This window comes from Pseudomonas capeferrum, assembly GCF_013523055.1.
GTDB lineage: Bacteria > Pseudomonadota > Gammaproteobacteria > Pseudomonadales > Pseudomonadaceae > Aquipseudomonas > Aquipseudomonas capeferrum_A.
In genome coordinates this window covers 139,204-164,592 of the sequence record NZ_JAAMQM010000016.1, presented here as the reverse complement: position 1 = coordinate 164,592, position 25,389 = coordinate 139,204, and the positions used below count along the sequence as shown (strand labels likewise).

The window sequence follows — 25,389 nt, the reverse complement described above, 5'->3', positions numbered from 1 at the left end:
CTACGGACAGCGCGGCAGCGGCCTGAAACTCAAGCCGGGGATGGTGTTCACCATCGAACCGATGATCAATCAGAAAGGTCGGGGCGTACGGACCTTGCGCGATGGTTGGACGGTGATCACTCGCGACAGGGCCGGCAACGACACAGAAGATCTCGGAATCCGGAAAATGCGTTACTGCACCAAAATAGAATGTTTACTCTGACTGACGGGCACTGAGGGCCTAGTGGTTCACACGAGGCAGGTCTCGGAGCCCCCTATTACGCCGGAGCCCCGAAGCGGGAACGAAAAAAAAGCGACCCTAAGGTCGCTTTCTTCGTTGCTTCAGGGAGTTCAGTGGGCCCTGGAAGCTAAATATGGCGCAGCGGACGGGACTCGAACCCGCGACCCCCGGCGTGACAGGCCGGTATTCTAACCGACTGAACTACCGCTGCGCGATACACTGAGAAGTGGTGGGTGATGACGGGATCGAACCGCCGACCCTCTGCTTGTAAGGCAGATGCTCTCCCGGCTGAGCTAATCACCCTTCGTCTCGGTGTGGCGCGCATTCTACGGAGCACCCGCCACCCTGGCAAGCACTTTTTTAAATTATTTTTTCAGCCCTTTCAAAGACCTACGGCTCTGGCCTGAAACTGCCACTCGGAGAATAATGCCCTCCTTATGCATTAAGGAGAGATTCACCCAATGTGGTTCAAGAACCTGCTGACCTACCGCCTCACCCAGGACGTCGAGTTCGACCCTGAAGCACTGGAAACCGCCCTGGCCACCAAGCCGGCGCGTCCCTGTGCCAGCCAGGAGCTGACCACCTATGGCTTCGTCGCGCCGTTCGGCAAGGGCGAGGATGCTCCCCTGGTACACGTCAGCGGCGAGTTCCTGCTGATCGCTGCGCGCAAGGAAGAACGCATCCTGCCTGGCAGCGTGGTTCGTGACGCGGTCAAGGAAAAGATCGACGAGATCGAGACCGAGCAGATGCGCAAGGTCTACAAGAAGGAACGTGACCAGATAAAGGACGAGATCATCCAGGCCTTCCTGCCGCGCGCGTTCATTCGCCGCTCGATGATCTTCGCCGCCATCGCTCCACGCCAGGGCTTGATCCTGGTCAACTCGGCCAGTGCCAAGCGCGCCGAGGACCTGCTGTCGACCCTGCGCGAAGTCATGGGCTCGCTGCCGATCCGTCCGGTCACCGTCAAGAGCGCGCCCAGCGCGACCATGACCGAGTGGGTCAAGTCGCAACAGGCCGCGCCTGACTTCTTCGTCCTGGACGAGTGCGAACTGCGCGATACCCATGAGGATGGCGGCATCGTGCGCTGCAAGCGCCAGGACCTGACCAGCGACGAAATCCAGCTGCACCTGGGAACCGGCAAGGTCGTCACCCAGCTGGCCCTGGCCTGGCAGGACAAGCTGTCGTTCCTGCTGGACGACAAGATGGTGGTCAAGCGCCTGAAATTCGAGGAGCTGTTGCAGGAGCAGGCCGAGCAGGACGGCGGCGACGAGGCCCTGGGGCAACTGGATGCCAGCTTCACCCTGATGATGCTGACCTTCGGAGAGTTCCTCCCGGCGCTGTTCGAGGCATTGGGCGGGGAAGACATCCCGCAGGGCGTCTGAGCCGCGAATCACCCGTTTCAAGCTGCAAGCAAGACAAGATCCCAAAGCAATCAACGATATGACTTCGGGACAGGGCTGCAGGCAAGACGCGCACGCAGGGACGGCAACGTCCTTGCTGGCGCCTGCGGCCTGCCGCTTGAAACCTGAAGCACGATCCGGAGGTCCTCCTCGTGCGTGTGCTCGCCGCCTTCAGCCGCTTCATCGGCAATACTTTTGCCATCTGGGTGCTGCTGTTCTCCTGCCTGGCATTCTTCCAACCCCAATGGTTCATCGGCCTGAAAGGCGCCATCGTGCCTTTGCTGGGCCTGGTCATGTTCGGCATGGGCCTGACCCTCAAGCTTGAGGATTTCGCCGTCCTCGCCCGCCAGCCCTGGCGGGTAGCCCTGGGGGTGGTGGCGCATTTCGTCATCATGCCTGGCATGGCCTGGCTGCTCTGCCAGCTGTTCCACCTGCCGCCGGAGATCGCCGTGGGCGTGATCCTGGTCGGTTGCTGCCCGAGCGGTACCGCTTCCAATGTCATGGTCTGGCTGTCACGAGGCGATCTGGCCCTGGCCGTGGCCATCGCCGGTGTGACCACGCTGCTGGCGCCGCTGTTGACCCCGGCGCTGATCTGGTTCCTGGCTTCGGCCTGGCTGCCGGTGTCCTTCATGGATATGTTCTGGTCGATCCTGCAACTGGTGATGCTGCCGATCATCCTCGGCGTGCTGGCCCAGCGTCTGCTCGGTCCACGGGTGCAACTGGCGGTGCAGGTGCTGCCGCTGGTCTCGGTGGTGAGCATCGTCATGATCGTCTGTGCGGTGGTCGCCGCCAGCCAGGCGAAGATCGCCGAGTCGGGTCTGCTGATCATGGCGGTGGTGATTCTGCACAACAGCTTCGGCTACCTGCTCGGCTACCTCACGGGCAAGCTCTGCAAGCTGCCGCTGCCCCAGCGCAAGTCGCTGGCACTGGAGGTGGGCATGCAGAACTCGGGGCTGGGCGCAGCCTTGGCGGCGGCGCATTTCTCGCCGCTGGCGGCGGTGCCCAGCGCGCTGTTCAGCGTGTGGCACAACATCTCGGGGGCGCTGCTTTCCACCTGGTTCCGGCGCATGGGAGCGCCTGGGGCTGAAGGTGAGCAGGCGGCACCGGTTAAGCATTGAGGTTTCCTGTACTGGCCTTTTCGCGGGTAAACCCGCTCCTACTGGCTCGGCAAAACCTGTAGGAGCGGGTTTACCCGCGAAGAGGCCAGTACAGGCTTGCCCCAGGATCTGCACATAGGCACCATGGTGCGCACTGTGAGGACGGCCTCACGACGCGCAGCGTGAACATCCTGGGGACGGCCCCGTCATTGACGATGGAGAACCCTCATGTCCTGGATCATTCTGTTCTTTGCCGGCCTCTTCGAAGTGGGTTGGGCGGTAGGCCTGAAGTACACCGACGGCTTCAGCCGCCCGCTGCCCACGGCCCTGACCGTTGCGGCCATGGCTATCAGCCTCGGGCTGCTCGGTCTGGCCATGAAGGAACTGCCGCTGGGGACGGCGTATGCCATCTGGACCGGCGTCGGCGCGGTCGGCACCGTCATTGCCGGGATCATCCTGTTCGGTGAGTCCATGACGATCGTTCGGCTGGTCAGCGTAGGGCTGATCGTGGCCGGCTTGATCGGCTTGAAGGTCAGCGCCAGCTGACCTTTCCCGCCCCGCTACCTCGATTGGCCGCGCAGGGCAGAGACCTGGGCGCGCAACGCGTCAGGCTGCGCCGCCTCCACCGGGACGGCGGCGCCAGCCACCAGGGTCACGCGCGACCAGAGCCGACGGAAGAACCCTTTCTGCGGATCACGGCTGAAGAAGCTGCCCCACAGCCCTTGCAGGGCCAGCGGGATCACCGGTACCGGTGTCTCGCGCAAGATGCGTTTGATGCCGCTGCGGAACGCATCGATTTCGCCATCGCTGGTCAGCTTCCCTTCCGGGAATATGCATACCAACTCCCCCGCCGCCAGGTACTGGGCGATACGCGCGAATGCACGCTCATAGGTGGCTTCGTCTTCACCGCGTCCCGCGATGGGAATGGCCCCGGCCGTGCGGAAGATGAAATTGAGTACCGGTAGACGATAGATCTTGTAGTACATGACAAAACGCACGGGACGACGAATCGCGCCGGCGATCAGCAGTGCATCGACGAAGGACACGTGGTTGCACACCAGGAGCGCCGCGCCCTCATCGGGAATGGATTGGAGGTTGCGGTGCTCGACGCGGTACATCGAATGGCTGAGCAGCCAGATCATGAAACGCATGGTGAATTCCGGAACGATCCGGAATATATAAGTATTGACCGCGATGTTGAGCAGCGAGACCACCAGAAACAATTGCGGGATGGTCAGCTCGACGATGCTCAGCAGGACGATGGTGACGATGGCGGACACCACCATGAACAGCGCATTGAGGATGTTGTTGGCGGCGATGACCCGGGCACGCTGCTCGGGTGGCGTGCGAGCCTGGATCAGAGCGTAGAGCGGCACTATATAGAAGCCACCGAATATCCCCAGACCGACGATCGATCCGAGAATCCACCAGGCCTGCCCCATGCCCAGCAGCGCCAGCCAGTCATGTGGAGCCTGCGCTGCCGGTACATCGCCCGAATGCCACCACCAGAGCAGACCGAACACGGTCAGACCGAACGAGCCGAACGGGACCAGGCCGATCTCCACCTTGCGGCCGCTGAGCCGTTCGCAAAGCAGGGAGCCGACGGCGATGCCGACCGAGAACAGGGTCAGCACCAGGGTCACGACCGTTTCGTCGCCGTGCAGCCAGTCCTTGGCATAGGTCGGGATCTGGGTCAGGTAGATGGCGCCGACAAACCAGAACCACGAGTTGCCGACGATCGAGCGCGACACGGCGGGCGTCTGCCCCAGCCCCAGGCGCAGGGTCGCCCAGGATTGGCTGAAGATGTTCCAGTTCAGCTTCATCTGCGGCGCGACGGCGGCCGTGCGCGGAATCGCGCGGCTGGCCAGGTAGCCGAGCACGGCGACGCCTACCACGCCCGCGCCCACCAGCGGGGCATAGCCACTGCTGGACATCAGTACGCCCGCGCCGATGGTCCCCGCCAGAATGGCGATGAACGTGCCCATCTCGACCAGCCCGTTACCGCCGACCAGTTCGTTTTCGTGCAAGGTCTGGGGCAGGATCGAATACTTGACCGGCCCGAACAGGGCCGAATGGGTGCCCATGGCGAACAGCGCCAGCAGCATCAGCTCCAAATGATGGGTGATGAAGCCAACGGCACCGATGGCCATGATCACGATCTCGGCCAGCTTGATCGCCCTGATCAGGGCATCCTTGGCGTATTTCTCGCCGAATTGACCGGCCAGGGCGGAAAACAGGAAGAACGGCAGGATGAACAGCAAGGCGCACAGGTTGACCCAGATCGAGCGATCGCCTTCCAGCGTCAGCTTGTAGAGGATCGCCAGGATCAGTGACTGCTTGAACAGATTGTCATTGAAGGCGCCTAGCGACTGGGTGATGAAGAAGGGCAGGAAACGCCGCTTGCCGAGTAGTGAAAACTGCGAAGGGTGGCTCATCGTCCATGTACCTGGGGTGGGCTTTGTGATTGGAGGCACGAAAGGCGCTTGGGGCCACAAATCTGCATGGAGTCGACGGGCGAGGCAAGCGTTGGTCGCGCGGCGTGGGGCAGTCGTTAGGTTGGCAACTCCAGCCTCGAAGGCGAAGGTGATTTGCGACGAATGTGGCTGGCTTGCGTGCCACCACTTCCCTCGCGTCGCTTGATGATCTGTATTGCCAGGCGAGCCCTTCGGACTCGGTCGCGGGACAAGCCCGCTCGCCACCGGGACTGTGTGCACTCACAACAACATGGGAACACCCCACTGCTGACGGATCCCTCAGGCCATCCCTATTAACCGGTATCACCCCAGTGGCGAGCGGGCTTGCCCCGCGACCGAGTCCGCAGGGCTCGCCTGGCAATACAGATCATCAAGCGAAGGGTCAGTCGGGGGTGAACAGCTATAAGGCCCCCTACGGTAGCAGGGATACCTGAATACCAGACCGTCCGCGAAACACCCTGTGGGCGGCGTTCGATCTCAGGCCGTCAGGAAATCCAAGGCATACTCCAGGCCTCTCTCATGCAATCTTCTGCACGGCCATATCCAGGCTATCCTTCGCTCCCTGCGACGCTCTGCCACTGCGACCATCGTCGGCGCTGACGAGGCGCGGGCGGCGTGCCAGACTGACCTATCGGGCATGGAGCCCGTCACGGTGCGTCATTCATTGCCTCGGAGTTGTCATGTCGTTGTCCAGCGGGCTGATCGCGGTGGTCGCCCTGGCCTATATGGCCATCATGTTCGCTATCGCCTTCTACGGTGACCGTCGCCGCAGGCCCTTGTCGCCGCGCGTACGGGCCTGGGTCTATAGCCTGTCATTGGCCGTGTACTGCACGAGCTGGACCTTCTTCGGTGCGGTGGGTCAGGCCGCCGAGCAACTCTGGGCATTCCTGCCGATCTACCTGGGCCCGGTGCTGCTGATGCTCTTCGCGCCCTGGGTGCTGCAGAAGATGGTGCTGATCAGCAAGCAACAGAACATCACTTCCATCGCCGACTTCATCGCGGCCCGCTACGGCAAATCGCAAAGCCTGGCCGTGGTGGTGGCGCTGATCTGCCTGATAGGCGTGCTGCCTTATATCGCCCTGCAGCTCAAAGGCATCGTCCTGGGGGTGAACCTGCTGATCGGGGCTAGCGCCGACGCCACCGGTAGCCGGGTCCAGGACACGGCCCTGGTGGTATCGCTGGTCCTGGCGCTGTTCAGTATCGTCTTCGGCACTCGCAGCCTGGATGTGACCGAACACCACCGGGGCATGGTCCTGGCGATCGCGTTCGAAGCCATGGTCAAGCTGCTGGCGTTTCTGGCCGTCGGCGCGTTCGTCGTCTTCAACCTGTACGACGGCTTCGATGACCTGTTCAGCCAGGCCTTGGTATCGCCTCATCTGGACAGTTACTGGCAAGAAACCATCAATTGGCCGTCGATGGTGGTTCAGACCGCGGTGGCCATGATGGCGATCATCTGCCTGCCCCGGCAATTCCATGTCACCGTGGTGGAGAACATCGAACCACAGGACATGCGCCTGGCACGCTGGGTCTTCCCGCTGTACCTGGTGCTTGCCGCGCTATTCGTGGTGCCGATTGCCCTGGCCGGCCAGATGCTGCTGCCCGGCACCGTGATCTCCGACTCCTTCGTCATCAGCCTGCCCCTGGCCGAAGCCCACCCGAGCCTGGCCCTGCTGGCGTTCATCGGCGGCGCTTCGGCCGCGACCGGCATGGTCATCGTGGAAGCCGTGGCGTTGTCGACCATGGTTTCCAACGACATGCTGCTGCCCTGGCTGCTGCGGCGCAACAACGCGGAGCGACCGTTCGAGGTGTTCCGCCACTGGATGCTGTCGGTGCGCCGCGTGACCATCGTGGTCATTCTCCTGCTTGCCTATGTCAGCTACCGCCTGCTCGGCTCCACGGCCAGCCTGGCGACCATCGGCCAGATCGCCTTCGCCGCGGTGACTCAACTGACCCCGGCCATGCTCGGCGCGTTGTACTGGAAACAGGCCAACAGGCGTGGTGTGTTCGCCGGCCTGGCTGCCGGTATCTTCCTCTGGTTCTACACCCTGGTGCTGCCCATTGCCGCCCATAGCCTCGGCTGGTCGCTCGAACTCTTTCCAGGGCTGGCCTGGCTGCACGGCAACCCGCTGAACTTGCCGATCACCCCTCTGACCCAGGGTGTGGTGCTGTCGCTTGCCGGTAACTTCACCTTGTTCGCCTGGGTGTCGATCCTCTCGCGCACGCGGGTCTCGGAACACTGGCAGGCCGGACGCTTCATCGGCCAGCAGACCAGCGCCAGGCCCAACAGCCGGTCACTGCTGGCGGTGCAGATCGACGACCTGCTCAGTCTCGCCGCACGCTTCGTCGGTGAAGAACGCGCGCGGCAGAGCTTCATTCGTTTCGCCTACCGCCAGGGCAAGGGGTTCAACCCCAACCAGAACGCCGACGGTGAATGGATCGAGCACACCGAGCGCTTGCTTGCCGGCGTGCTGGGCAGCTCGTCGACGCGCGCAGTGGTCAAGGCAGCCATCGAAGGCCGCGACATGCAGCTCGAGGATGTCGTGCGCATTGCTGACGAAGCGTCGGAAGTGCTGCAGTTCAACCGGGCGTTGCTGCAGGGCGCGATCGAGAACATCAATCAGGGCATCAGCGTGGTCGACCAGAATCTGCGCTTGGTGGCTTGGAACCGGCGTTACCTGGAGCTGTTCAACTACCCGGACGGCCTGATCAGCGTGGGTCGCCCGATCGCCGACATCATCCGTTACAACGCCGAGCGCGGCCTGTGCGGTCCGGGCGAGGCCCAGGTCCATGTAGCCAGGCGCCTGCACTGGATGCGTCAGGGCCGGGCACATACCTCCGAGCGTCTGTTCCCCAACGGACGCGTCATCGAGTTGATCGGCAACCCCATGCCCGGTGGCGGCTTCGTGATGAGCTTCACCGATATCACGCCGTTCCGCGAGGCCGAGCAGGCGCTCAAGGAAGCCAACGAGAGCCTGGAGCAGCGGGTCGCCGAACGGACCCATGAACTGTCGCAGCTCAACCAGGCACTGAGCGAAGCGAAGAGCCACGCCGAAGCAGTCAGTCAGTCGAAGACGCGCTTCCTGGCAGCCGTCAGCCATGACCTGATGCAGCCGCTGAATGCCGCTCGCCTGTTTTCCGCCGCGCTTTCCCAACAGGACGAAGGGTTGTCGGAAGACGCCCAGCAGTTGGTCCAGCACATGGACAGCTCGCTGCGCTCGGCCGAGGAACTGATCAGCGACCTGCTGGACATTTCGCGCCTGGAGAACGGCAAGATCACCCCGGATGCCAAACCCTTCGCCCTCAACGAGCTGTTCGACACCCTGGGCGCGGAGTTCAAGGCGCTGGCCCAGCAGAAAGGCCTGGAGTTCCGCCTGCGCGGCAGTCGCTTGCGGGTGAACAGCGATATCAAGCTGCTGCGACGGGTATTGCAGAACTTCCTGACCAATGCCCTGCGCTATGGCAAGGAGCCCATCCTGCTCGGCGTTCGCCGACGTGATGGCCGCCTGTGGCTGGAGGTCTGGGACCGTGGGCCGGGAATTGCCGACGACAAGCTGCAGGTGATCTTCCAGGAATTCAAGCGCCTGGACAGCCACCAGACCAGGGCCGAGAAAGGCCTGGGCCTGGGCCTGGCGATCGCCGATGGGCTGTGCCGGGTCCTGGGGCATTCGCTCGAGGTGAACTCCTGGCCGGGCAAGGGCAGCGTGTTCCGCGTCAGCGTACCGATCGATCGGACTCCCGCCAGCGCGCCTGCGGTTTCCGTGGAGCAGGCCAAGCAGCCGTTGGCCGGCCTGCAGGTCCTGTGCGTGGACAACGAAGACAGCATCCTCATCGGCATGAACAGCCTGCTCGGTCGCTGGGGCTGCCAGGTCTGGACCGCGCGTAACCGGGATGAGTGCGAGGCCTTGCTGGCCAGCGGCATGCGCTTGCACCTGGCGCTGGTGGACTACCATCTCGATGACGGCGAAACCGGCACCGAGCTCATGGCCTGGCTACGTACCCGCCTGGGCGAGCCGGTGCCGGGCGTGGTAATCAGTGCCGACGGACGCAGCGAGACCATTGCCCAGGTGCATGCCGCGGGTCTCGACTACCTGGCCAAGCCCATCAAGCCCGCGGCCTTGCGAGCGCTGCTCAATCGCCATCTGAGCCTGGTTCAGTAAGGGACTCGTCGCTCAGCGCGCGCTCTAGCAGATCGGCAGGCAGGCTCTTGCTGGCGCGCGCGCCCAGGAGCTTGAGCTGCTCGCTGCGGCTGACCAGGTTGCCGCGCCCTTCGCAGAGCTTGTTGCGGGCCGCGGCATAGGCCTTGTCTACCTGCTGCAGGCGATTGCCCAGCTCGTCGAGGTCCTGGATGAAGAGCACGAACTTGTCGTAGAGCCAGCCAGCACGCTCGGCGATTTCACGTGCGTTCTGGCCCTGCCGCTCCTGCTTCCAGAGGCTGTCGATGACGCGCAGGGTCGCCAGCAACGTGGTCGGACTGACGATCACGATCTGCTGATCGAACGCTTCCTGGAACAGATTGGGTTCAGCCTGCAGCGCCGCCGAGAATGCCGCCTCGATGGGCACGAAGAGCAGGACGAAGTCCAGGCTGTGCAAACCTTCGAGACGGTTGTAGTCCTTGCCGGAGAGGCCTTTGACGTGACCGCGTAGCGACAGCACGTGCTGCTTCAGCGCGGCCTGGGCCTGGGCCGCGTCAGGGTCGCTGACGAACTGTTGATATGCCGTCAGGCTGACCTTCGCATCCACCACTACCTGTCGACCGCCCGGCAGCATGATCAGCACATCGGGCTGGAAGCGTTCGCCTTCGGCGCTCTTGAGATTGACCTGGGTGTGGTATTCGCGGCCCTTCTCCAGCCCCGCATGCTCCAGGACCCGCTCCAGGATCAGCTCGCCCCAGTTGCCCTGGGTCTTGTTGCCCTTGAGAGCCTGGGTGAGGTTGGTGGCTTCGTCGCTCAGGCGCTGGTTGAGCTGCTGCAGGCGCTCGAGCTCCTTGCCAAGCGAGAAACGTTCGCGGGCTTCCTGCTGATAGCTTTCCTCTACCCGCTTCTCGAAGGACTGGATGCGCTCCTTGAGTGGGTCGAGCAACTGCCCGAGACTCTGCTGGCTGGTCTGCGCGAACCGCTGCTCGCGCTCGTCGAAGATCTTGGTCGCCATTTCCGCAAACTGGGCACGCAGGGTGTCGCGGGCCTGCTGCACGTCTTCGAGACGCTGCTGATGGCTTTCCTGTTGCTCGCGCAGTTCTGCCTCCAGGCGCGCGGCCTGAGACTCCAGGCGCCGCAGCTCGGCTTCGCGCGCGGTCCGTTCGGTCTGCCAGCCGTGGATGGCATCACGGGCGTTGTCGCGATCGATCTGCAGGAGTTCGAGCTCGCGCTGCTGGGCAGCCAGATTGGCCTGTTTGACGGCATTGGCCTCACTGAGGTCGCTGATCTCGTCGCGGCTGGCCTCAAGTTGAGCCTGCAATCCCTCCTGAGCCAGCTGCGCGCTGCCCAAGCGCTCTTCAAGCATTGCCATTCGCGCTTGCAGGGCCCCTGCACGGCGCTGTCCGTGTAGGGCCCAGGCCAGACACGGCAAGGCTGCTGCCACGATGCCCAGCAACAGGCTGGCCAGATCCACTGTCATGGTTACCCCGGTGTTGGCTGATCCTGACGGCAGCTTATCAGGCCGACGCCCCGCTGGTCTCAGTGCAGAGGCAACTGCGTGAGCAGGCGTTGTGCCTCGTGCGAACCCTGCGCAGCCGCCAACTCCAGCCAGTAGCGTGCCTGTTCGGGCTCGTTGAGCTGCGGCTGGGCGCACAAGCGGCCATATTCGAGCTGCGCGCGACGGTCGCCGGCCCGCGCGGCCTGACGCAGCAGTTCGTGACCAATGCGACGATCCCGTGCGTTGCCACAGTCACGACACAGCATCTGCCCCAGTCGACTCTGGGCCACGACCACGCCCTGGCGCGCGGGTTGCTTCAACAGACGCCCGGCGAAGTGCTTGACCCTGGGGCTGCCACCCAGACTCGGGCTGTCGAGCAGCCACAAGGCTACCTTGAGTGAAAATCGCCCGGTATTGGGCGTTGAGGAAGATGACGCGAAAGCGAGAGGTTTACTACGAGGCTTCATGACAAACAGTGAGGACAGCTCGAGAGGCGCGCACTCTACTCCTTTTTCCTGCATATGGCCCGAGCGATTTCCATACGATTTGGAAAAAATTTTACCGTACATTTCTTGACGTTTTCCGTAACAACCAGAAACAAGGACTTTCCACGTCAGATTGTCAGACAGACCTCAATTGGCTGGCACGCCCGTCCTAGAGCAACCGCTCGCGACAATCCACAGAAGCTGTGGATAACTCAGTGGACAACCTCCTCAAGCTGCCTTAAAACCCTTATGGAATGGGGCCTGCAGTCAAACTGACGATTTTTTCACCAGTAAAAATTAGTGTTTTTTTTCATTGACTTAACGCCTCCGTCAAGTCATTGGCTATGACTTTCAGGGCTGTAGCGGCCGTGTTACATCTTTAATTTCGCGTGTGCACAAGTGCCGATCCCACGTAACAATCCACCCTCTCGTCGATAAGCCGAGGTCATCGCCCCTTGTTGTTGCCCCTTTCCAATCGTCCGCGAAGCCGCCATACTGCTCGGCTACCTACGGCAGAAGCAAAGCTTGCCAAGTACACTTTATCGGTGTAATGTGGCCGCCGTTAGTACCCAAGCTGAAAGTCAACTCTGGCCAAAGCAGTCTCTGCAACGTGTCATCCACCACTTGGATTTTCACCTCTTGCCGTCAGACCGGCCCATTCGATGATTTCCTCGACAGCCAAACGCTGCTCAAGCACGAATCACGTATCAGATTGATCAGGATCTTCACCCTCGGCATCGAACCTTGGCCGTCGTGTGTTGCCTGCCTTCCCAAGTACCTACCAGTCAGCTCAGCGCCCACTTTTGCATGCGCCACTACTGGCTGCCCTGTTCCAGGCAGGTTCTGCGCCATCCTTTTCGGCGCCACTGGAACGTTTCTATCGTGCACGGTTCCAATCCGTGTCTATAGCAGGAACATCCAAATAATCATGACTACACATCACAATATCCAGGCTGCCATTGGCACCCTCTCCCAGGCGTTTGCTCCCCTCAAGTGCGTCATTCAGGCTCCACGCAAGGGAAGCTTCAGTTTCACTCTGGTCGACCAGTACGGTATCGCCTGTCATAGCGAACGGCTGTATCCCGAGCAGTACCGTAATCCAGCACCTTTGCAGGCTGTCATCGAGCGCACTCGACAGTCGTTGGTCGCATAACGCACCGTGGGCCTAATTGCCTTGTGGCATATAGGCCGGGCGTTGAGACCGTAAACGATTTAAAAACAGCCCTTTACATCATGTTGATCACACTACACTTCAACTCAGGTGGTACACGCCGCCTCCGACGGGCCTGATCATTCATCAGCTGCCAAGCTCCAGAGCCCGTCGACCTCTGACAGTTCGGGGGCACCATGGGCATCGCTGCTAACGAGTTGAGCCAGTATGTGATCAGACCGACCCTTGTTTATCTGGATCGGCAATGCGACAGCGCGCAAGCCTTGCTCCTGGGCGTTGCCGCCAGCCAGTCGGCACTGGGTTCGGCACTGCATGACCGACGCGGGCATGGCCTGTATCGGATCGGCGAGTTACGTCATCAGACTCTGTGGGACGACTTCCTTTCCAAGGATCCCGATCTCGCCAGCCTGGTCCGAGGGTTGGCCAGCCAGCATGCGTTCCTGCGCGGACCGCATCTGGAATTGACGGTCAATCTGCGTTATGCCACGGCAATCGCCTGGCTGTTGATCGAACAACAGACGACTACCCTGCCCGCCGCCGACGACGTGCTCGGACTGGCTCGGATCTGGCGGCAGATATTCCACCCGCAAGGCCGCCTGCGAGACTTTACCCAAGCCTGGCAAACATGCATCGATCCGGCGATCCTCATCGCCTCATGAGAAGGATCTCAAATACATCGGAAAAATCTTACGAATCTGGTCGGATTGTCCTACAAATCCGCTAAAACTCCTGAGATCTCGCCTATAGCGCCCCATGAAAAATGTTGGTAGCTTCTGGCCCCGGAGATCTCAAGGAGTTCTAATAATGAAAAAAGTAATGCTCAAAACCTCCCTCGGCATTGCCGTCACCCTGGCATCCAGCCATCTGCTCGCCAGTGGCTTCGCCATCAACGAGCAAAGCATCAGCAGCATGGGGACGGGCTTCGCCGGTCGTTCATCTTCCGCGGACGATGCCAGCACGATCTACGGAAACCCTGCCGGCATGTCGCGCATCAAGCGTGAACAGGTCACCGTCGGTGGCGCCGCCATCATCGCCAAGACCGATATCAGCGGCGGCAGCAACCTGGGCGGCGAGACAGACGGTGATATGGTCCCTGTCGTCGGCGTCCCCATGGGCTATTACGTCAAGCCGATCGATGATCACTGGAGCGTCGGCTTCGGCCTGTATGTGCCATTCGGCCTGGTGACCGACTACGGCAGCGATGACGCCGCCCGCTATTGGGGCAAGAAGAGTCACGTCGAGGTCATCACCTTCCAGCCAACGGTCAGCTATGCCTTCAACGACAAGGTCTCCATCGGCTTCGGTCCGACGATCAACCGGATCAAGGGCGAACTCGGCTCCAGCCTGATCAATCCGGCCAGCCCTGGCCGCAACGACGGTGAAGTGAAGATCAAGGGCGACGATACCGCCGTGGGCTATAACATCGGCATCCTGGTCCAGGCTACCGACCGCACCCGCCTGGGCCTGACCTATCACTCGATGGTCGATTACAAGCTCGAAGGCAAGACCCGCGTCAGTTCCACGCTGATCGGCCCCTTCAGCGGCAGCAAGTTCGACGCCGAGCTCAAGATCAAGACGCCCGAGTCGGTCGACTTCTCCGTCACCCACGAGCTGGATGACCAGTGGACCCTTCATGCAGGCAGCACCTGGACCCGCTGGAGCCGTCTGGAAGACATCACGGTCAACAACGAAGTGCCGGCGCCGCTGGCATCGACGCCCTTCGCTACCATCAGCGAAGAGCAGAACTGGCACGACACCTGGGCACACGCCGTGGGTGCATCGTACAAGCTGAACAAGCAGTGGACCCTGCGTACCGGGTTCAGCGTCGATCAGTCGCCAACCAACAACCAAGACCGTTCGCCACGCATCCCTACCGGTGATCGCCGAATCTTCAGCCTCGGCGCAGGCTGGAGCCCGACCGACGACTTGACCGTGGACGTTGCCTATTCCTATCTGTGGGAAGAAGACACCAAGGTCAACCAGGTCAGTGCGACCAAGGGTGCCTACCAGGCCAAGTACGAAAACAGCGCGCATGGCGTGGGTGCCTCTCTCACCTATCGCTTCTGACTCGCCTAGCTCGTTGGAAAGACCGTCTTCGAGGCTGATGCCTGTCAGTTAAGCCCCACAATCTGCAACTGGGGCTGCTTCGCCCCCCCTTCGCGGGCAAGCCCGCTCCCACAAGTTGAGCGCTGAATTCAGGAACTGCGCACTTCCTGTGGGAGCGGGCTCGCCCGCTAAGGGGGACGAAGCAGCCCCATTGCCTTAACTGACCAGCATTAGCCTTCTAAGCGGTTTTTTTCATGCCTGATCGGCCAGTTTTCTCCCAGACAGGCCTGCAGGTAGTCCATGAATGCTCGCACACGGGTCGTCATGGCGAAGCGGTCCGCCAGACACAGGAAGACATCCATTGGCTCCGTCTGGGCGTAGACCTCGTTATCCTTGCCATATTCGAACAGTGGCACCAACCGTCCTGCATCCAGGTGAGGTCGAGCAACGAACTCGGCCAGGCGGGTGATCCCACCATCGTTGATAGCCATCTGGGCCAAGGCGTCGATGTCGTCACTGATCAGCACCGTACCGAATTCTGCCTCGAAACGTAGCCCATCGCGCACGAAGCCCCAACGCATTAATCGACCGTCGACGGGATAACGCAGCACCAGACATCGGTGCTCGCGGATGGCCTCGGGAGTAGCAGGCAAGCCGGCAGCGGCAAGGTAGGCCGCAGAGGCGCAGCAGATGAAAGGGATCCTGGCGATATGTCGCGCCAGCAGGCTGTCTTCCAGTTGAGGCGTGATCCGCACACTGAGATCGATGTCCTCACGCGCATGATCGACCCTGCGATCAGTCGCTATCAATTCTATCGAAAGCTGGGGGTAGCGAGCGCTGAAGCCGGGAAGCAAGGGGGCAATCACATGCCGCCCGAACGCAGAAGTCGAGGCAATGCACAGACGCCCTTGGGGAATGCTTTCTGGCGTCGTCACGGCCTGCTCGGCCATCAGCAGGTCACGCTCGACATTGCGGATCTTGTCGTAATAGACCCTTCCGGCAGGTGTCAACGCCATGCTGCGCGTGGTACGCGATATCAGCCGCACGCCGAGGTGCTGCTCGAGGCGAGCCAGGTTCTGGCTTACCGCCGCAGGTGTCACGCCCAGCCGACGCGCGCCACCGGCAATGCTGCCGGCTTCGGCCACTTTGATGAAGCTGCGAATGGCATTGAGCAGGTCCATGTGCCTTTCCTGGATTCGTAATGATTTCTTTATAAAGAACTCACCGGGTCGGGTCTACCGTCTATTGCCAGGGCATTGCTAACCTCGCCTACCTATTTCCAGGAGGCATCATGAATACATCGACCCAGCAAACATCCAGGCGCAAACTCCATCCCAGGACCACGCCCTATGTCTTCGCCTTTTTCATGTCGTCCATCATGGCCTTGCTTATGTGCTTCGTGATCACCGCTGCCAATGGCGGGCTGGACGCCCACTACCTGCGCAATGTGCTGAACGCCTATCAGCTGGCAATGCCGGTGGCGTTCGTCTGTGTCCTGATGGTGCGCCCGCTGGTCACGCGCCTGGTTGCACTGACGGTTCATGCGGGCTGAGCGATCATGGCGAGGAGGCAATGGCCTTTTCGATAGCCGCCCGGAAGGCGGGATCTTCCGGCTTGGTCAGGCTGGAAAAGTTGCCGATCACCTTGCCTCGACGATCGACTACATACTTGTAGAAATTCCACTTGGGCGCACTGCTTTGCCGAGCCAATTCGTTGAACAGCGGGACGGCGTCCTTGCCACGCACCGCTTGGGCCTTGGTCATGGTGAAGGTCACGCCGTAGTTGGCGTAGCAGACGTTGGCCGTCTTTTCGCTGTCGGCGTCCTCCTGCTTGAAGTCGTCGGAAGGCACGCCGAGCATCTCGAGGCCTTGCTCGTGATATTCCTTGTAGACCTTCTCCAACCCCTCGAACTGAGGCGCGAACCCGCAATAGCTTGCGGTATTGATGACCACCAGGGGCTTGCCGGCAAACGCCTCGCAGAGATCGACCTGGCCCTTGCCACGCAGCTCCGGCAGGCTGCCCTCCAACAGTGCCGGACATTGCGTCGCCCAGCACGATGTCGCGGCGAACAGGCTCAACAGCGGTACCGCCAACCAGCGTACGTGCATTTTCGGTCTCCTGAGCAAACGGTCCTTGAGCTTGCAGAGTAGCGCCTGAGACTTGATGTTGCCCGCTCGAGATGCAGGGTATGTGGTCCCTGTCGCCTTCTACCCGCGACGAATCCTTGCCAATGATCATGAGAACGTCAGATGAACCGTTCGGCAGGTAACGGCAACCGTTGCCGCCAAGTTGGCTCAGATGCAGTGAAGCATCCCAATAACAGGTAGACCTGGAGATGTAACCATGACCAATCACCACAAGCCGCACTACGGCCCGTCGGATCCGGAAAAGGCAAGCCATGGCGGCGGCGGCACGCCACCACCTGTCGACATCAAGACCGATCGCGCGGAGAAGGCAAGGGTAGGCGGCCAGCACAGTAATGGCGGTACGCGTCGGCGTGATGACAAGTAGCACAACCGACAGACTCTGATGGCTTGTCCATGAAAGTGATGCCACAACTCACTGCATGGAAGTCATCAGAGCCGCTTCGATCCGATGTACACCCGACGTTCGCCCTGCCTCAGAAAAGGTAGTGAATGATCTCTTTCGAGCATGCCCTACCCTACGGAACAACCGAGCGTGCCTGCAGCATTTCCGCAGGGTCGTGGCTGCAGAAGATCTCCACATGCCCTGCCTGGCCTAATGCCAGCGCACGTAACCGTTGCTGGTTATGAAGGCGCGCCTGCCGATCGGTGTCCATCATGCGTTGATACAGCCGCATCCCCGGCGGGCATTGCCGCTGGGAAAGATGGACTTCATCGTGATGGAAATAAGCGTCACCGGCGTGCAATTTCCACCCCTCGGGCGTACGAACCGCCACGCCCGCATGACCTTCGGTATGTCCGCGCAGAGGCACCAGGAGAATGTCTTCGCGCTCGGCGCCTAACACGGCCCGTACCGAGTCGAAGCCGAACCAGGCCTCGCCCTCGGGACCGTAGAGCTGCCAGTCTTCGACACCACGCCATTGGGGTGCGCGAAATCTGCGTCGCCCCTTCCAGCCGACTGCGCCGAAAGCCTGCTCCCGTTCCGCGGCCATGACGTGGACCCGGGCCTTGGGAAAGTCCTGCAAGCCACCGGCATGATCGAAATCGAGGTGGGTAAGGAGGATATGACGAACATCGTCAGGGCTGAAGCCCAGGCGCCGTACCTGGTCCAGCGCGGTAAAGCGATGCTCCAGACGGATATTGTTCAGCACCCGGAAGAACAGACTCAAACGCTCCGGATGCTGGACGTCACCCTGGCCAAAGCCGGTGTCCACCAATACCAGGCCACTGTGATCGGTTTCGATGAGCAGACAGTGGCAAGGTACCGAGGCGGTCAGGCCACGACTGTAGCCGTCGAACAGCGCCCCGCCCAGGGGACACATGCAACCACAGTTGAGATGATGGACATGCATGGCCTGTCTCCTTGCGCATTGTGCGGTGCCGGATGGTCCCCGGTGGCCTGTGGGGCCACTAGGCAACCGACTCGACACCGTCCGCCGGATTCCACCTAGACGACAGGTGGCTAGGTGCTCAACAGGCGCCCATGCCCAATTGCATCAATGCCAGGCCACCCTGCTGCCAGCCCCACCAGACAACGGCCAAGAGCAGCGAGCCAGCCGCCAGCACGGCCAGTCGCGTCATCCAGAGGTTCATGCGCCCTGGGCCTGCAGCCGTGCCACGGGCCGTTCGCGCACAGGCCAGTTCAGCGCAGCGGCCAGGAGGCTGAGCAGTATCGATATCTGCCAGACCAGGTCGTAGCTGCCGGTAGCGTCATAGACCACCCCGCCCAACCAACCGCCAAGGAAGGCACCCAACTGGTGGAAGAGAAAGACGATTCCGCCCAGCATCGACAGGTTGCGCACACCGAACAGCGTGGCCACCGTGCCGTTGGTCAGCGGCACCGTGGAGAGCCACAGCAAGCCCATGGCGATGCCGAACAAGTAAGCGCTGATCTGCGTGACGGGTGCCAACAGGAACAGCACGATCACCACGCCACGCAGCAGATAGAGACCAGTCAGCAAGCGCGGCTTGGACATGCGTCCACCGAGCCAGCCAGCGGTAAAGGTGCCGACGATGTTGAACAGGCCAACCAGCGCCAGCACGGTCGTGCCGGTGGTCGCGGGTAAATGCTGATCCACCAGGTAGGCCGGCAGGTGTACGCCAATGAACACCACCTGGAAGCCGCAGACGAAAAAGCCAAGCGCCAATAACCAGAAGCCTGAATGCGAGCAAGCCTCGCGTAGCGCTTGGCCGAGAGTCTGCTCGGCGCCACGGCTGGGCAAGGGGCGGTCACGCAGCATGCCGACCAACGGCACGATGAGGGCGACCAGTCCGCCAAGTACCAGCAAGGCAGCCGACCAACCGAGCCAGCTGATCAGACCCAGGGTGCCCGGCAACATGGCGAACTGGCCGAATGAGCCGGCCGCACTGGCGATGCCCATGGCCATGCTGCGCTTTTCGGCCGGCACCGCACGCCCTACCACGCCGAGGATGACGGAAAACGACGTGCCGGACAGTCCGATTCCGATCAGTAGCCCGGCACTCAGCGACAGCGACCAGGCCGAGTCGGCCATGCCCATCAGCCCCAGGCCCACCGCGTAGAACAGCCCACCGAGGATAACGACCCGCGCGGCGCCAAAACGGTCCGCCACGGCGCCCGCGAAGGGCTGCGCCAGGCCCCAGATGAGGTTCTGCAGCGCGATCGCGAAAGCGAACACGCCACGTCCCCAGCCGTAATCGGCGCTCATCGGTGCCAGGAACAGGCCGAACCCATGCCGGACGCCCAGCGACAGCGCAAGGATCAACGCTGCCGCCAACAGAACCCAACCGCTGGTTCGCCATACCGAGGTCATTATTGTTATCTCCAGCAGTTCGCAAGGCTCGCGGGTGTAGACCCGCTTATGGTTGTCGTCGCTCTCGACATGGATAGGTGTCTATACCCGCAACTCAAAGGTTGCAAGATATATCCGGCAACGTTTTATCCCCCATAGGCTACATAGAGTCAGTTTCCGGTTAGCGGTAACATCGGGATAAGGCGATCCAATTGCTCCTGTGCCCGACGGCCGAACACCAGTAACAGGTCGTTCAACGTATGGGGCAGCGCTTCGGTGGCACGAGTCACCGCGTATAGGGTAATGGGCAACGACGGTTCCAAGGGGCGAATGGTCGTTGCGGCGGGGGAGGCACCGAGCGCAGTGAATGGATCGATCAGCGCCAGACCGGCACCGGATTCCACCATCGCCCTGGCCAGTGAATAGGTCTGTACGGCAATGCGCACCCTGGGCGGTGGCTCGACCGCTTCGAAGTAGCTGTCGAGCCGGGCCGCCAATGGGTCGGTGCTGGACAAGCCAATCAAGGGTGCATCGGCCAGGGCCATCAGCGGCAGGGGTTGCCCAGCCTCTTCGTCCAACCAATAACCTTTCGGCGCCAACCCCACCATTACCCCCGAAGCCAAGGCTTGAGCCTTCAATCCAGGATGATCCGGCCGCTGCAGGGTCAGGGCAACATCTACTTCGCGCATCAGCAGGTTTTGCACCAGTTCGCGGCTATGGGCGCTGGACAGCTCGCAGGCAATGTCGGGGTAACGCCTAGCCCACTCGTGGATGGCCGGTGGCAGTAATGACAGGGCCAGCGCTGGGGTGGCGCCGATCCGCAGGCTGTGGCCCGGTTCACGTCGCAGGCTCTGGGCCAGGCGCCGCACGCCTAGCAGGCTTTCGCTGACCTTGTCGACTTCGCGTTCCAGCTCCAGCGCTTCCGGCGTCGCCTGCAACTTGCCCCGTACGCGCAAGAACAACGGAAACCCCAGTTGCTGCTCGGCATGCTGTAGCACCTTGGTCACCGCTGGTTGCGAGACGTGCAGCAATTGCGCGGCCGCGCTGATCGAACCGGTCTGGCGGATGGCCTGGAAAATCTCGATATGACGTAGTCGCATGGGCAGGTCCATAACCTTCGCTTATGGGGTTGGCATCTTTATTCATTGTTCGCCGCTTGTCATCTGGCTCTACTCTCGGCCTGGTCTTCACGGTTTTAGGGACGGACATGGCTCAGCGTATATGTATTATCGGCGGCGGCGTGATTGGCCTGACAACGGCCTATGCGCTGGTGCGTGACGGCTTCGAGGTGACAGTGGTTGAAGCCAGGGACTCGCTGGGCAGCGAAACCAGTTTCGCCAACGGCGGCCAGCTCTCCTACCGCTACGTCGCGCCACTGGCCGATGCCGGTGTGCCGTGGCAGGCGATCGGCTGGATGCTGCGCGGCGATTCGCCCTTGAAGCTGCGCCCGCGGCTGGACCCGGCACAGTGGCGCTGGATGGCTTCATTTCTCGGGGCTTGCCGCCGCTCGATCAACCGCGAGAACGCCGCGCACTTGCTGCGCCTAGCGCTGTTCAGTCAGGACACGCTGAAGACCTGGCGCGAGGAAGATGGGCTGGCGGGCTTTCAATGGCGACGTAACGGCAAACTGGTGACTTTCCGCCAGCGCAGCAGTTTCGAACATGCGCGCCGTGGTCTGGCAGATCCCCGGCAACAGCAAGTGTTGTCGCCGGCCGAATGTGCGCAACTGGAACCGGCACTGGCCGATACGCCTTTTGTCGGCGCGATTTATACCCCGGACGAAGAAGTCGGCGATTGCCACGCGTTCTGTCACCAACTGGCTGCGCGCCTGAAAGCATCCGGTCGCTGTGAGTTCCGCCTAGGGCAAGCGGTGACCGGGATTCGTCAAGCCAATGGCTGTGTCAGTACCATCGAGTTGGGCGAAGAAGTGCTAGCAGTCGAACAACTGGTGATTGCCGCTGGCCATCGCAGCCCTCTGCTGGCGTTGCCCGGTCTGCAATTGCCACTGTACCCACTCAAGGGCTACAGCCTGACGGTGCCGATTGGTGCCGAGCACCGGGCTCCGGAGGTAAGCATCACTGATTACGATCGTAAGATCGTCTACGCCCGCATCGGCGAACAGTTGCGGGTGGCGGCGATGGTCGACATCGTCGGCTTTGACCCCGCTGTGGACCCCAAACGCCTGGCGCTGATCAAGCGCCAGGCCCGTAGCACCTTTCCCGATGCCGGCGATTACGAGGCTGCCGTGCAATGGGCCGGCATGCGCCCGGCCACCCCCAGCGGGGTGCCATTGCTGGGTGCTACGGCATATCGCAACCTCTGGCTCAACCTCGGCCATGGCGCGCTCGGCTTTACCCTGGCCTGCGGCAGTGGGCGCTTGCTCAGCGAACTGATCGGCCAGCGTCAGCCTTCTATCGACCTGCACGGTTTCAATCATCGTGCGGCGTGAATTTCTGCTCAAAAGGATACCGTCATGAATATTCAATGCCTGCATAGCAACCCGCGCCTCTCCGGTGCCGTGATCTTTGGCGATCTAGTGTTTCTCTCCGGCCAGGTACCGGGCGATGCCCTGGACGCGAGTGGCCAGACCCGCGAAGTACTGGCGAAAATCGACGCCTTGCTGGCCGAGGCCGGCAGCGACAAGGAGCATCTACTCAGCGCAACCATCTACCTGAAAAACATCGCCGAGGATTTTGCCGCAATGAACGAAGTCTGGTCGGTCTGGCTATCGCCCGGGCATGCACCGAGTCGCACCACCGTGCAGGCCGAACTGGCTCGCCCACAGGTGCTCGTGGAAATCACCGTCATCGCCGCACGCGTGAAATGACCAGCACCCAACACCCACAACGGAGAATAACAATGCAAAAAATCACGTTGCTCGGCTGCACCCTCGGGCTCCTGTTCGGTAGTCAAGTCCTGGCCAATGAAGCGGCACAGACCGGCACCTTAGGCAAAATCGCCAGAACCAACTCCATCACTCTGGGCTATCGCGATGCGTCGGTGCCGTTTTCTTATGTGGGTGATCACACCGGCGAACCGATGGGCTATTCGGTGGATCTGGCGAGCAAGATTGTCGAGCGTATCCAGCAGCAACTGGTGCTGCCAGATCTCAAGGTGCGGCACAATCTGGTGACCTCGCAAACCCGCATTCCACTGGTGCAGAACGGCACCGTGGATCTGGAGTGCGGCTCCACGGGCGTGACCGCCGAGCGGCAGAAACAGGTGGCGTTCTCCTACGGCTTCATCTACGTCAAAGGCCAGTTGCTGACCGCCAGGGACAGTGGGATCAAGAATTTCGCCGACCTGCGTGGCAAAAACGTGGTGACGACCGCCGGCACCACCAACGAACGCTTTCTGAAAAGCTACAACGTCGACCATAAGATCGACATGTTCGTGATCAGCGCCAAGGACCATGGCGAAGCCTTCCAAATGCTGCAATCGGGGCGCGCCGCGGCGTTTTACATGGACGACGCGTTGCTCTACGGCGAGCGAGCAAAGGCTCGCGACCCGCACAAGTGGGTGGTGGTCGGGGAGGAGCAATCGCGGGAAATCTACAGCTGCATGGTGCGCAAGGACGATCCGCAATTCCTGGCCCTGGTCAACGGTGTATTGGGCGATTTGTATAGTTCAGGGGAAATCAACGGCATCTATCGGCGCTGGTTCGAACAGCCGATTCCGCCGAAAGGATTGAACCTTGAGTTTCCCATGACCAGCGAACTCAAGGCGATCATTGCCAAGCCGGTGAGTGATCCGGTGCAGTAGTTCTTCAGCGTTTGCCCTCTAGACCGTGGCGCGGCTATTCAGGCACGCTGGTCGTTCACGGTCAACGACACCCAGTACATGGACCTGGATTGTCCGATTCAGTGGAAACCTGCGTGAAAGCCGGTCGATTCCCTTATCGCCCGCCTCCATCCCTCTGAAGTCAATCTGCGCCAGTAATCACTGCGCAAGCCGCCGCCGTATCGGCTCGAACGCCAGCGCGGCCTTGCGCATTATCGGATCAGGCTTCCCCTGCTCGATCGCCTGCCAGTACGCCCACGGCACCTTGGCCGAGCCCAGCTCGTAGTCCATCCCATCCCAGCTGTCTTCGCGGAAACTGTAGAACGCCCAGTGCAAGCGGTGCTCGTCGAGCACGGTCAGGACATCCTCCAGGTATTGCCGACAACCAGGCAACCTGCGCATGCAGCCGAACTCGCCCACCACCAGCCGCGAATGCGGTAGCTGCACGGCATCGGCCCAGCGCAGCGGTTGCTGCAGATACTCCTTGACCCGAGCCGCGTCCCAGTACTCGGTCTCCCCGGCGAAAGGCACGCTTCCCGGATAATCCAGCGGCTGTTGCCGAACCATGTTGGGCGCACTGGTGGCGGCATAGGGTTCATACATGTGCACGCTGTAGAGCACGCGCTCGTCGGCCAGCGCCCGTGGCCAATAGCTGAAGGCATCGGCACCGGCATACCAGCCGGCATCGACCATCACCGGGGTCACGGGGTCGACTTCGCGAATGGCCGCGATGACATGGGCATAGAACTCAGGCAGATCACGCGCGGTGCCTTGCGCCTGCGCATACCACTGGCGCATCGCCTGGGCATTGGCATGCTCCATCAATCCGCTCTCCTTCTCCGGCGCAGGCTCGTTGATCAGGTTGTAAGCGGCGATGGCTGGATGGTCCTTGAGCGCCTCGGCAAGGTCGCGCCAGAAACGCGCGGCTTGTGTCCAGTAGGCTTTGTCCTGCCAGAGACGGTCGTCGAAGCGACCCTGGTTGTTCTGGGACCAGCGCATGCCCGGCAACGACAGTGGCGCGATCACTACCTTGAGCCCGGCTTCGTGCGCGTGATCGAGCGCTCGCTTGAGTCGTTCCAGATCGGCCGGAGCCAGCCCCTCGTAGTGGTCGGCGTTGCCCAGGAGAAAGTCCCGATCAGCCGCCTGCCATTTGTCGTACGACAGCCTTGTCCACGTCGCGCCGTAATCGCTCAGGGCCTGAAAATAGGCCTGGTCCGGTGGCAAGCGATTGAAGCTGTTGCCACCGTAACGAGGGATATTCCAGAAGCTGATCAGGTCAGCAGCAGCGGTGGGCAGGCTGCACAGTACCAACAGCCATGCCAGTAACGTTCGACGCATAAGGGGCCTCCCTGGCCTGGATGAAAGGAGTGCAATCTTAAGTCCTCATTGGCCGGGAAAGCAGTCTCGGAAATTTGACTGAAGGTTACGTTTAGCCGCCCAGGCCCAGTGCCAGGCTCAACAGCACCACCAATTCCAGCAGCTCGAGCACTGCGCCCGCAGTATCGCCGGTGGTGCCCCCCAGCCGTTGGCACATCATCTTTCTCAAGGCACCGAAGGCCACTGCTGCGAGCACCAGCGCGGTGACGCCTGCCACGCCGGCGAGCAGCACGCATGCAATTGCGCTGCCGAACAATACCCACCGCGCCAAGTGGCGTGGCAGATGCTTGGCCAGGGCATCGCCAAGCCCACCGGGTCGCACGTAAGGGGTCGATAGAAACAGCCCCAGCAACCCCGCGCGACCGATGACCGGCGCCAGCAGCAGCGCGACAGGTTGCTCATGCTCGACCAGCACCCAGAGCGCGCAGAACTTGAGGAGCAGCACCAGCATCAGGGTCACGACGGCGATGGGGCCGCTGCGGGGGTCCTTCATGATGCGCAAGGTTCGCTCGCGATCGCCGAAGCCACCGAGCCAGGCATCGGCGCTGTCGGCCAGGCCATCGAGATGCAGCGCGCCACTGAGCACGACCCAGAGCGTCAACAGCAGGGCCGCGTGCAGAGGCGCCGGCGTACCTTGGAGCAATGCGCTTGCCCCCCACAGCAACAGGCCGAACAACAGCCCGACAACGGGATACCACAAGAGCGAACGGCCCATCTGCTCGGGGGCCGGCATGCCGGGCAAACGCACCGGCAGACTGCTGAGAAATTGCAGTGCAATCCAGAATGGCAGCAT

Annotated in this window: 23 protein-coding genes, 2 tRNA genes and 1 pseudogene; 13 read left to right on the top strand and 13 right to left on the bottom strand. The window is 61.7% G+C overall.

The window, feature by feature from the left end; genetic code table 11:
* Positions 1-202, top strand: a pseudogene (locus G7009_RS27525) (hypothetical protein); the annotation flags it as partial.
* Between the two features lie 152 nt (positions 203-354).
* On the opposite strand, the gene G7009_RS19005 reads toward G7009_RS27525, so the two are convergent.
* Both G7009_RS19005 and G7009_RS19000 read right to left on the bottom strand, forming a co-directional pair.
* A tRNA-Asp gene (locus G7009_RS19005) sits at positions 355-431 on the bottom strand.
* Positions 432-447: 16 nt separating this feature from the next.
* Positions 448-523: transfer RNA gene (locus G7009_RS19000), tRNA-Val, on the bottom strand.
* Positions 524-681: 158 nt separating this feature from the next.
* Between G7009_RS19000 and rdgC the strand changes: the two genes are divergently transcribed.
* The 3 genes from rdgC (at position 682) to sugE (ending at position 3,263) form a co-directional block, all read left to right on the top strand.
* Positions 682-1,602, top strand: a complete 921-nt coding sequence (gene rdgC / locus G7009_RS18995; protein ID WP_181131629.1) for a recombination-associated protein RdgC — start codon at positions 682-684, stop codon at positions 1,600-1,602.
* A 170-nt stretch (positions 1,603-1,772) separates the two neighbouring features.
* On the top strand, positions 1,773-2,738 hold the full coding sequence (locus tag G7009_RS18990) for a bile acid:sodium symporter family protein (RefSeq protein ID WP_181131628.1): 966 nt from the start codon (positions 1,773-1,775) through the stop codon (positions 2,736-2,738).
* A gap of 207 nt (positions 2,739-2,945) precedes the next feature.
* Positions 2,946-3,263: a quaternary ammonium compound efflux SMR transporter SugE gene (sugE, locus tag G7009_RS18985; RefSeq protein ID WP_181131627.1), complete on the top strand. Its 318-nt coding sequence runs from the start codon at positions 2,946-2,948 to the stop codon at positions 3,261-3,263.
* A 14-nt stretch (positions 3,264-3,277) separates the two neighbouring features.
* On the opposite strand, the gene G7009_RS18980 is transcribed toward sugE, so the two are convergent.
* On the bottom strand, positions 3,278-5,152 hold the full coding sequence (locus tag G7009_RS18980) for an MFS transporter (RefSeq protein ID WP_181131625.1): 1,875 nt from the start codon (positions 5,150-5,152) through the stop codon (positions 3,278-3,280).
* Between the two features lie 719 nt (positions 5,153-5,871).
* Here G7009_RS18980 and G7009_RS18975 point away from each other — a divergent pair.
* On the top strand, positions 5,872-9,348 hold the full coding sequence (locus tag G7009_RS18975; protein WP_181131623.1) for a hybrid sensor histidine kinase/response regulator: 3,477 nt from the start codon (positions 5,872-5,874) through the stop codon (positions 9,346-9,348).
* On the opposite strand, the gene rmuC is transcribed toward G7009_RS18975, so the two are convergent.
* Together rmuC and G7009_RS18965 are read right to left on the bottom strand one after the other, a co-directional pair.
* The gene (gene rmuC, locus G7009_RS18970; RefSeq protein ID WP_181131640.1) at positions 9,320-10,690 is read right to left on the bottom strand and encodes a DNA recombination protein RmuC; all 1,371 of its coding nucleotides are present in this window, start codon (positions 10,688-10,690) and stop codon (positions 9,320-9,322) included. The two genes, G7009_RS18975 and rmuC, sit on opposite strands and share 29 nt — an antisense overlap.
* Before the next feature lie 173 nt (positions 10,691-10,863).
* On the bottom strand, positions 10,864-11,289 hold the full coding sequence (locus G7009_RS18965) for a tetratricopeptide repeat protein (protein WP_181131621.1): 426 nt from the start codon (positions 11,287-11,289) through the stop codon (positions 10,864-10,866).
* A gap of 946 nt (positions 11,290-12,235) precedes the next feature.
* On the opposite strand from G7009_RS18965, the gene G7009_RS18960 reads away from it, so the two are divergent.
* The 3 genes from G7009_RS18960 (at position 12,236) to G7009_RS18950 (ending at position 14,545) form a co-directional block, all read left to right on the top strand.
* Complete coding sequence (locus G7009_RS18960) at positions 12,236-12,460, top strand: hypothetical protein (protein WP_181131619.1); 225 nt, start codon at positions 12,236-12,238, stop codon at positions 12,458-12,460.
* Positions 12,461-12,654: 194 nt separating this feature from the next.
* Positions 12,655-13,137, top strand: a complete 483-nt coding sequence (locus tag G7009_RS18955) for a hypothetical protein (protein ID WP_181131617.1) — start codon at positions 12,655-12,657, stop codon at positions 13,135-13,137.
* Between the two features lie 145 nt (positions 13,138-13,282).
* Positions 13,283-14,545, top strand: a complete 1,263-nt coding sequence (locus tag G7009_RS18950; RefSeq protein WP_181131615.1) for an OmpP1/FadL family transporter — start codon at positions 13,283-13,285, stop codon at positions 14,543-14,545.
* 209 nt (positions 14,546-14,754) lie between these two features.
* On the opposite strand, the gene G7009_RS18945 is transcribed toward G7009_RS18950, so the two are convergent.
* A complete protein-coding gene (locus G7009_RS18945) occupies positions 14,755-15,705 on the bottom strand; it encodes a LysR family transcriptional regulator (protein WP_181131613.1) in 951 nt (316 codons plus the stop codon).
* A 110-nt stretch (positions 15,706-15,815) separates the two neighbouring features.
* Here G7009_RS18945 and G7009_RS18940 point away from each other — a divergent pair, with 110 nt between their 5' ends.
* Positions 15,816-16,076, top strand: a complete 261-nt coding sequence (locus tag G7009_RS18940) for a DUF2798 domain-containing protein (RefSeq protein ID WP_181131611.1) — start codon at positions 15,816-15,818, stop codon at positions 16,074-16,076.
* A gap of 4 nt (positions 16,077-16,080) precedes the next feature.
* On the opposite strand, the gene G7009_RS18935 is transcribed toward G7009_RS18940, so the two are convergent.
* The gene (locus tag G7009_RS18935) at positions 16,081-16,632 is read right to left on the bottom strand and encodes a glutathione peroxidase (RefSeq protein WP_181131609.1); all 552 of its coding nucleotides are present in this window, start codon (positions 16,630-16,632) and stop codon (positions 16,081-16,083) included.
* A gap of 235 nt (positions 16,633-16,867) precedes the next feature.
* Here G7009_RS18935 and G7009_RS18930 point away from each other — a divergent pair, with 235 nt between their 5' ends.
* On the top strand, positions 16,868-17,035 hold the full coding sequence (locus G7009_RS18930) for a general stress protein (protein WP_181131607.1): 168 nt from the start codon (positions 16,868-16,870) through the stop codon (positions 17,033-17,035).
* A gap of 151 nt (positions 17,036-17,186) precedes the next feature.
* Here G7009_RS18930 and G7009_RS18925 read toward each other — a convergent pair whose 3' ends face one another.
* The 4 genes from G7009_RS18925 to G7009_RS18915 all read right to left on the bottom strand — a co-directional run bounded on the left by G7009_RS18925 (position 17,187) and on the right by G7009_RS18915 (position 20,539).
* On the bottom strand, positions 17,187-18,020 hold the full coding sequence (locus tag G7009_RS18925) for an MBL fold metallo-hydrolase (RefSeq protein WP_181131605.1): 834 nt from the start codon (positions 18,018-18,020) through the stop codon (positions 17,187-17,189).
* 118 nt (positions 18,021-18,138) lie between these two features.
* Positions 18,139-18,261: a hypothetical protein gene (locus tag G7009_RS27825; RefSeq protein ID WP_258197981.1), complete on the bottom strand. Its 123-nt coding sequence runs from the start codon at positions 18,259-18,261 to the stop codon at positions 18,139-18,141.
* Entirely contained in the window at positions 18,258-19,460 is a 1,203-nt protein-coding gene (locus G7009_RS18920; protein WP_181131603.1) for an MFS transporter, read from the bottom strand. Before G7009_RS18920 ends, G7009_RS27825 begins: the two co-directional genes overlap by 4 nt.
* 149 nt (positions 19,461-19,609) lie before the next feature.
* Positions 19,610-20,539, bottom strand: coding sequence for a LysR family transcriptional regulator (locus tag G7009_RS18915; protein ID WP_181131601.1), 930 nt, complete (start codon positions 20,537-20,539; stop codon positions 19,610-19,612).
* Positions 20,540-20,646: 107 nt separating this feature from the next.
* Here G7009_RS18915 and G7009_RS18910 point away from each other — a divergent pair, with 107 nt between their 5' ends.
* From G7009_RS18910 to G7009_RS18900, 3 genes are read left to right on the top strand one after another with little or no spacing between them, the layout of a single operon-like run.
* Positions 20,647-21,888, top strand: a complete 1,242-nt coding sequence (locus G7009_RS18910) for a D-amino acid dehydrogenase (protein ID WP_181131599.1) — start codon at positions 20,647-20,649, stop codon at positions 21,886-21,888.
* 24 nt (positions 21,889-21,912) lie between these two features.
* On the top strand, positions 21,913-22,266 hold the full coding sequence (locus G7009_RS18905) for a RidA family protein (RefSeq protein ID WP_181131597.1): 354 nt from the start codon (positions 21,913-21,915) through the stop codon (positions 22,264-22,266).
* A gap of 32 nt (positions 22,267-22,298) precedes the next feature.
* Positions 22,299-23,201, top strand: coding sequence for a transporter substrate-binding domain-containing protein (locus G7009_RS18900; protein ID WP_181131639.1), 903 nt, complete (start codon positions 22,299-22,301; stop codon positions 23,199-23,201).
* Between the two features lie 177 nt (positions 23,202-23,378).
* Here the strand turns inward: G7009_RS18900 and G7009_RS18895 are convergent, their stop codons facing one another.
* Both G7009_RS18895 and G7009_RS18890 read right to left on the bottom strand, forming a co-directional pair.
* On the bottom strand, positions 23,379-24,491 hold the full coding sequence (locus tag G7009_RS18895) for a glycoside hydrolase family 5 protein (protein ID WP_375139565.1): 1,113 nt from the start codon (positions 24,489-24,491) through the stop codon (positions 23,379-23,381).
* 157 nt (positions 24,492-24,648) lie between these two features.
* On the bottom strand, positions 24,649-25,389 hold the full coding sequence (locus G7009_RS18890; protein ID WP_181131594.1) for an adenosylcobinamide-GDP ribazoletransferase: 741 nt from the start codon (positions 25,387-25,389) through the stop codon (positions 24,649-24,651).

What these genes read in the sequence shown, in the direction of transcription:
- rdgC (WP_181131629.1), top strand. Translation starts at nt 682, where the DNA reads ATGTGGTTCAAGAACCTGCTGACCTACCGCCTCACCCAGGACGTCGAG.
- sugE (WP_181131627.1), top strand. Translation starts at nt 2,946, where the DNA reads ATGTCCTGGATCATTCTGTTCTTTGCCGGCCTCTTCGAAGTGGGTTGG.
- G7009_RS18980 (WP_181131625.1), bottom strand. Translation starts at nt 5,152, where the DNA reads ATGAGCCACCCTTCGCAGTTTTCACTACTCGGCAAGCGGCGTTTCCTG.
- G7009_RS18975 (WP_181131623.1), top strand. Translation starts at nt 5,872, where the DNA reads ATGTCGTTGTCCAGCGGGCTGATCGCGGTGGTCGCCCTGGCCTATATG.
- rmuC (WP_181131640.1), bottom strand. Translation starts at nt 10,690, where the DNA reads ATGCTTGAAGAGCGCTTGGGCAGCGCGCAGCTGGCTCAGGAGGGATTG.
- G7009_RS18965 (WP_181131621.1), bottom strand. Translation starts at nt 11,289, where the DNA reads ATGAAGCCTCGTAGTAAACCTCTCGCTTTCGCGTCATCTTCCTCAACG.
- G7009_RS18960 (WP_181131619.1), top strand. Translation starts at nt 12,236, where the DNA reads ATGACTACACATCACAATATCCAGGCTGCCATTGGCACCCTCTCCCAG.
- G7009_RS18955 (WP_181131617.1), top strand. Translation starts at nt 12,655, where the DNA reads ATGGGCATCGCTGCTAACGAGTTGAGCCAGTATGTGATCAGACCGACC.
- G7009_RS18950 (WP_181131615.1), top strand. Translation starts at nt 13,283, where the DNA reads ATGAAAAAAGTAATGCTCAAAACCTCCCTCGGCATTGCCGTCACCCTG.
- G7009_RS18945 (WP_181131613.1), bottom strand. Translation starts at nt 15,705, where the DNA reads ATGGACCTGCTCAATGCCATTCGCAGCTTCATCAAAGTGGCCGAAGCC.
- G7009_RS18940 (WP_181131611.1), top strand. Translation starts at nt 15,816, where the DNA reads ATGAATACATCGACCCAGCAAACATCCAGGCGCAAACTCCATCCCAGG.
- G7009_RS18935 (WP_181131609.1), bottom strand. Translation starts at nt 16,632, where the DNA reads ATGCACGTACGCTGGTTGGCGGTACCGCTGTTGAGCCTGTTCGCCGCG.
- G7009_RS18930 (WP_181131607.1), top strand. Translation starts at nt 16,868, where the DNA reads ATGACCAATCACCACAAGCCGCACTACGGCCCGTCGGATCCGGAAAAG.
- G7009_RS18925 (WP_181131605.1), bottom strand. Translation starts at nt 18,020, where the DNA reads ATGCATGTCCATCATCTCAACTGTGGTTGCATGTGTCCCCTGGGCGGG.
- G7009_RS27825 (WP_258197981.1), bottom strand. Translation starts at nt 18,261, where the DNA reads ATGAACCTCTGGATGACGCGACTGGCCGTGCTGGCGGCTGGCTCGCTG.
- G7009_RS18920 (WP_181131603.1), bottom strand. Translation starts at nt 19,460, where the DNA reads ATGACCTCGGTATGGCGAACCAGCGGTTGGGTTCTGTTGGCGGCAGCG.
- G7009_RS18915 (WP_181131601.1), bottom strand. Translation starts at nt 20,539, where the DNA reads ATGCGACTACGTCATATCGAGATTTTCCAGGCCATCCGCCAGACCGGT.
- G7009_RS18910 (WP_181131599.1), top strand. Translation starts at nt 20,647, where the DNA reads ATGGCTCAGCGTATATGTATTATCGGCGGCGGCGTGATTGGCCTGACA.
- G7009_RS18905 (WP_181131597.1), top strand. Translation starts at nt 21,913, where the DNA reads ATGAATATTCAATGCCTGCATAGCAACCCGCGCCTCTCCGGTGCCGTG.
- G7009_RS18900 (WP_181131639.1), top strand. Translation starts at nt 22,299, where the DNA reads ATGCAAAAAATCACGTTGCTCGGCTGCACCCTCGGGCTCCTGTTCGGT.
- G7009_RS18890 (WP_181131594.1), bottom strand. Translation starts at nt 25,389, where the DNA reads ATGCTGCCATTCTGGATTGCACTGCAATTTCTCAGCAGTCTGCCGGTG.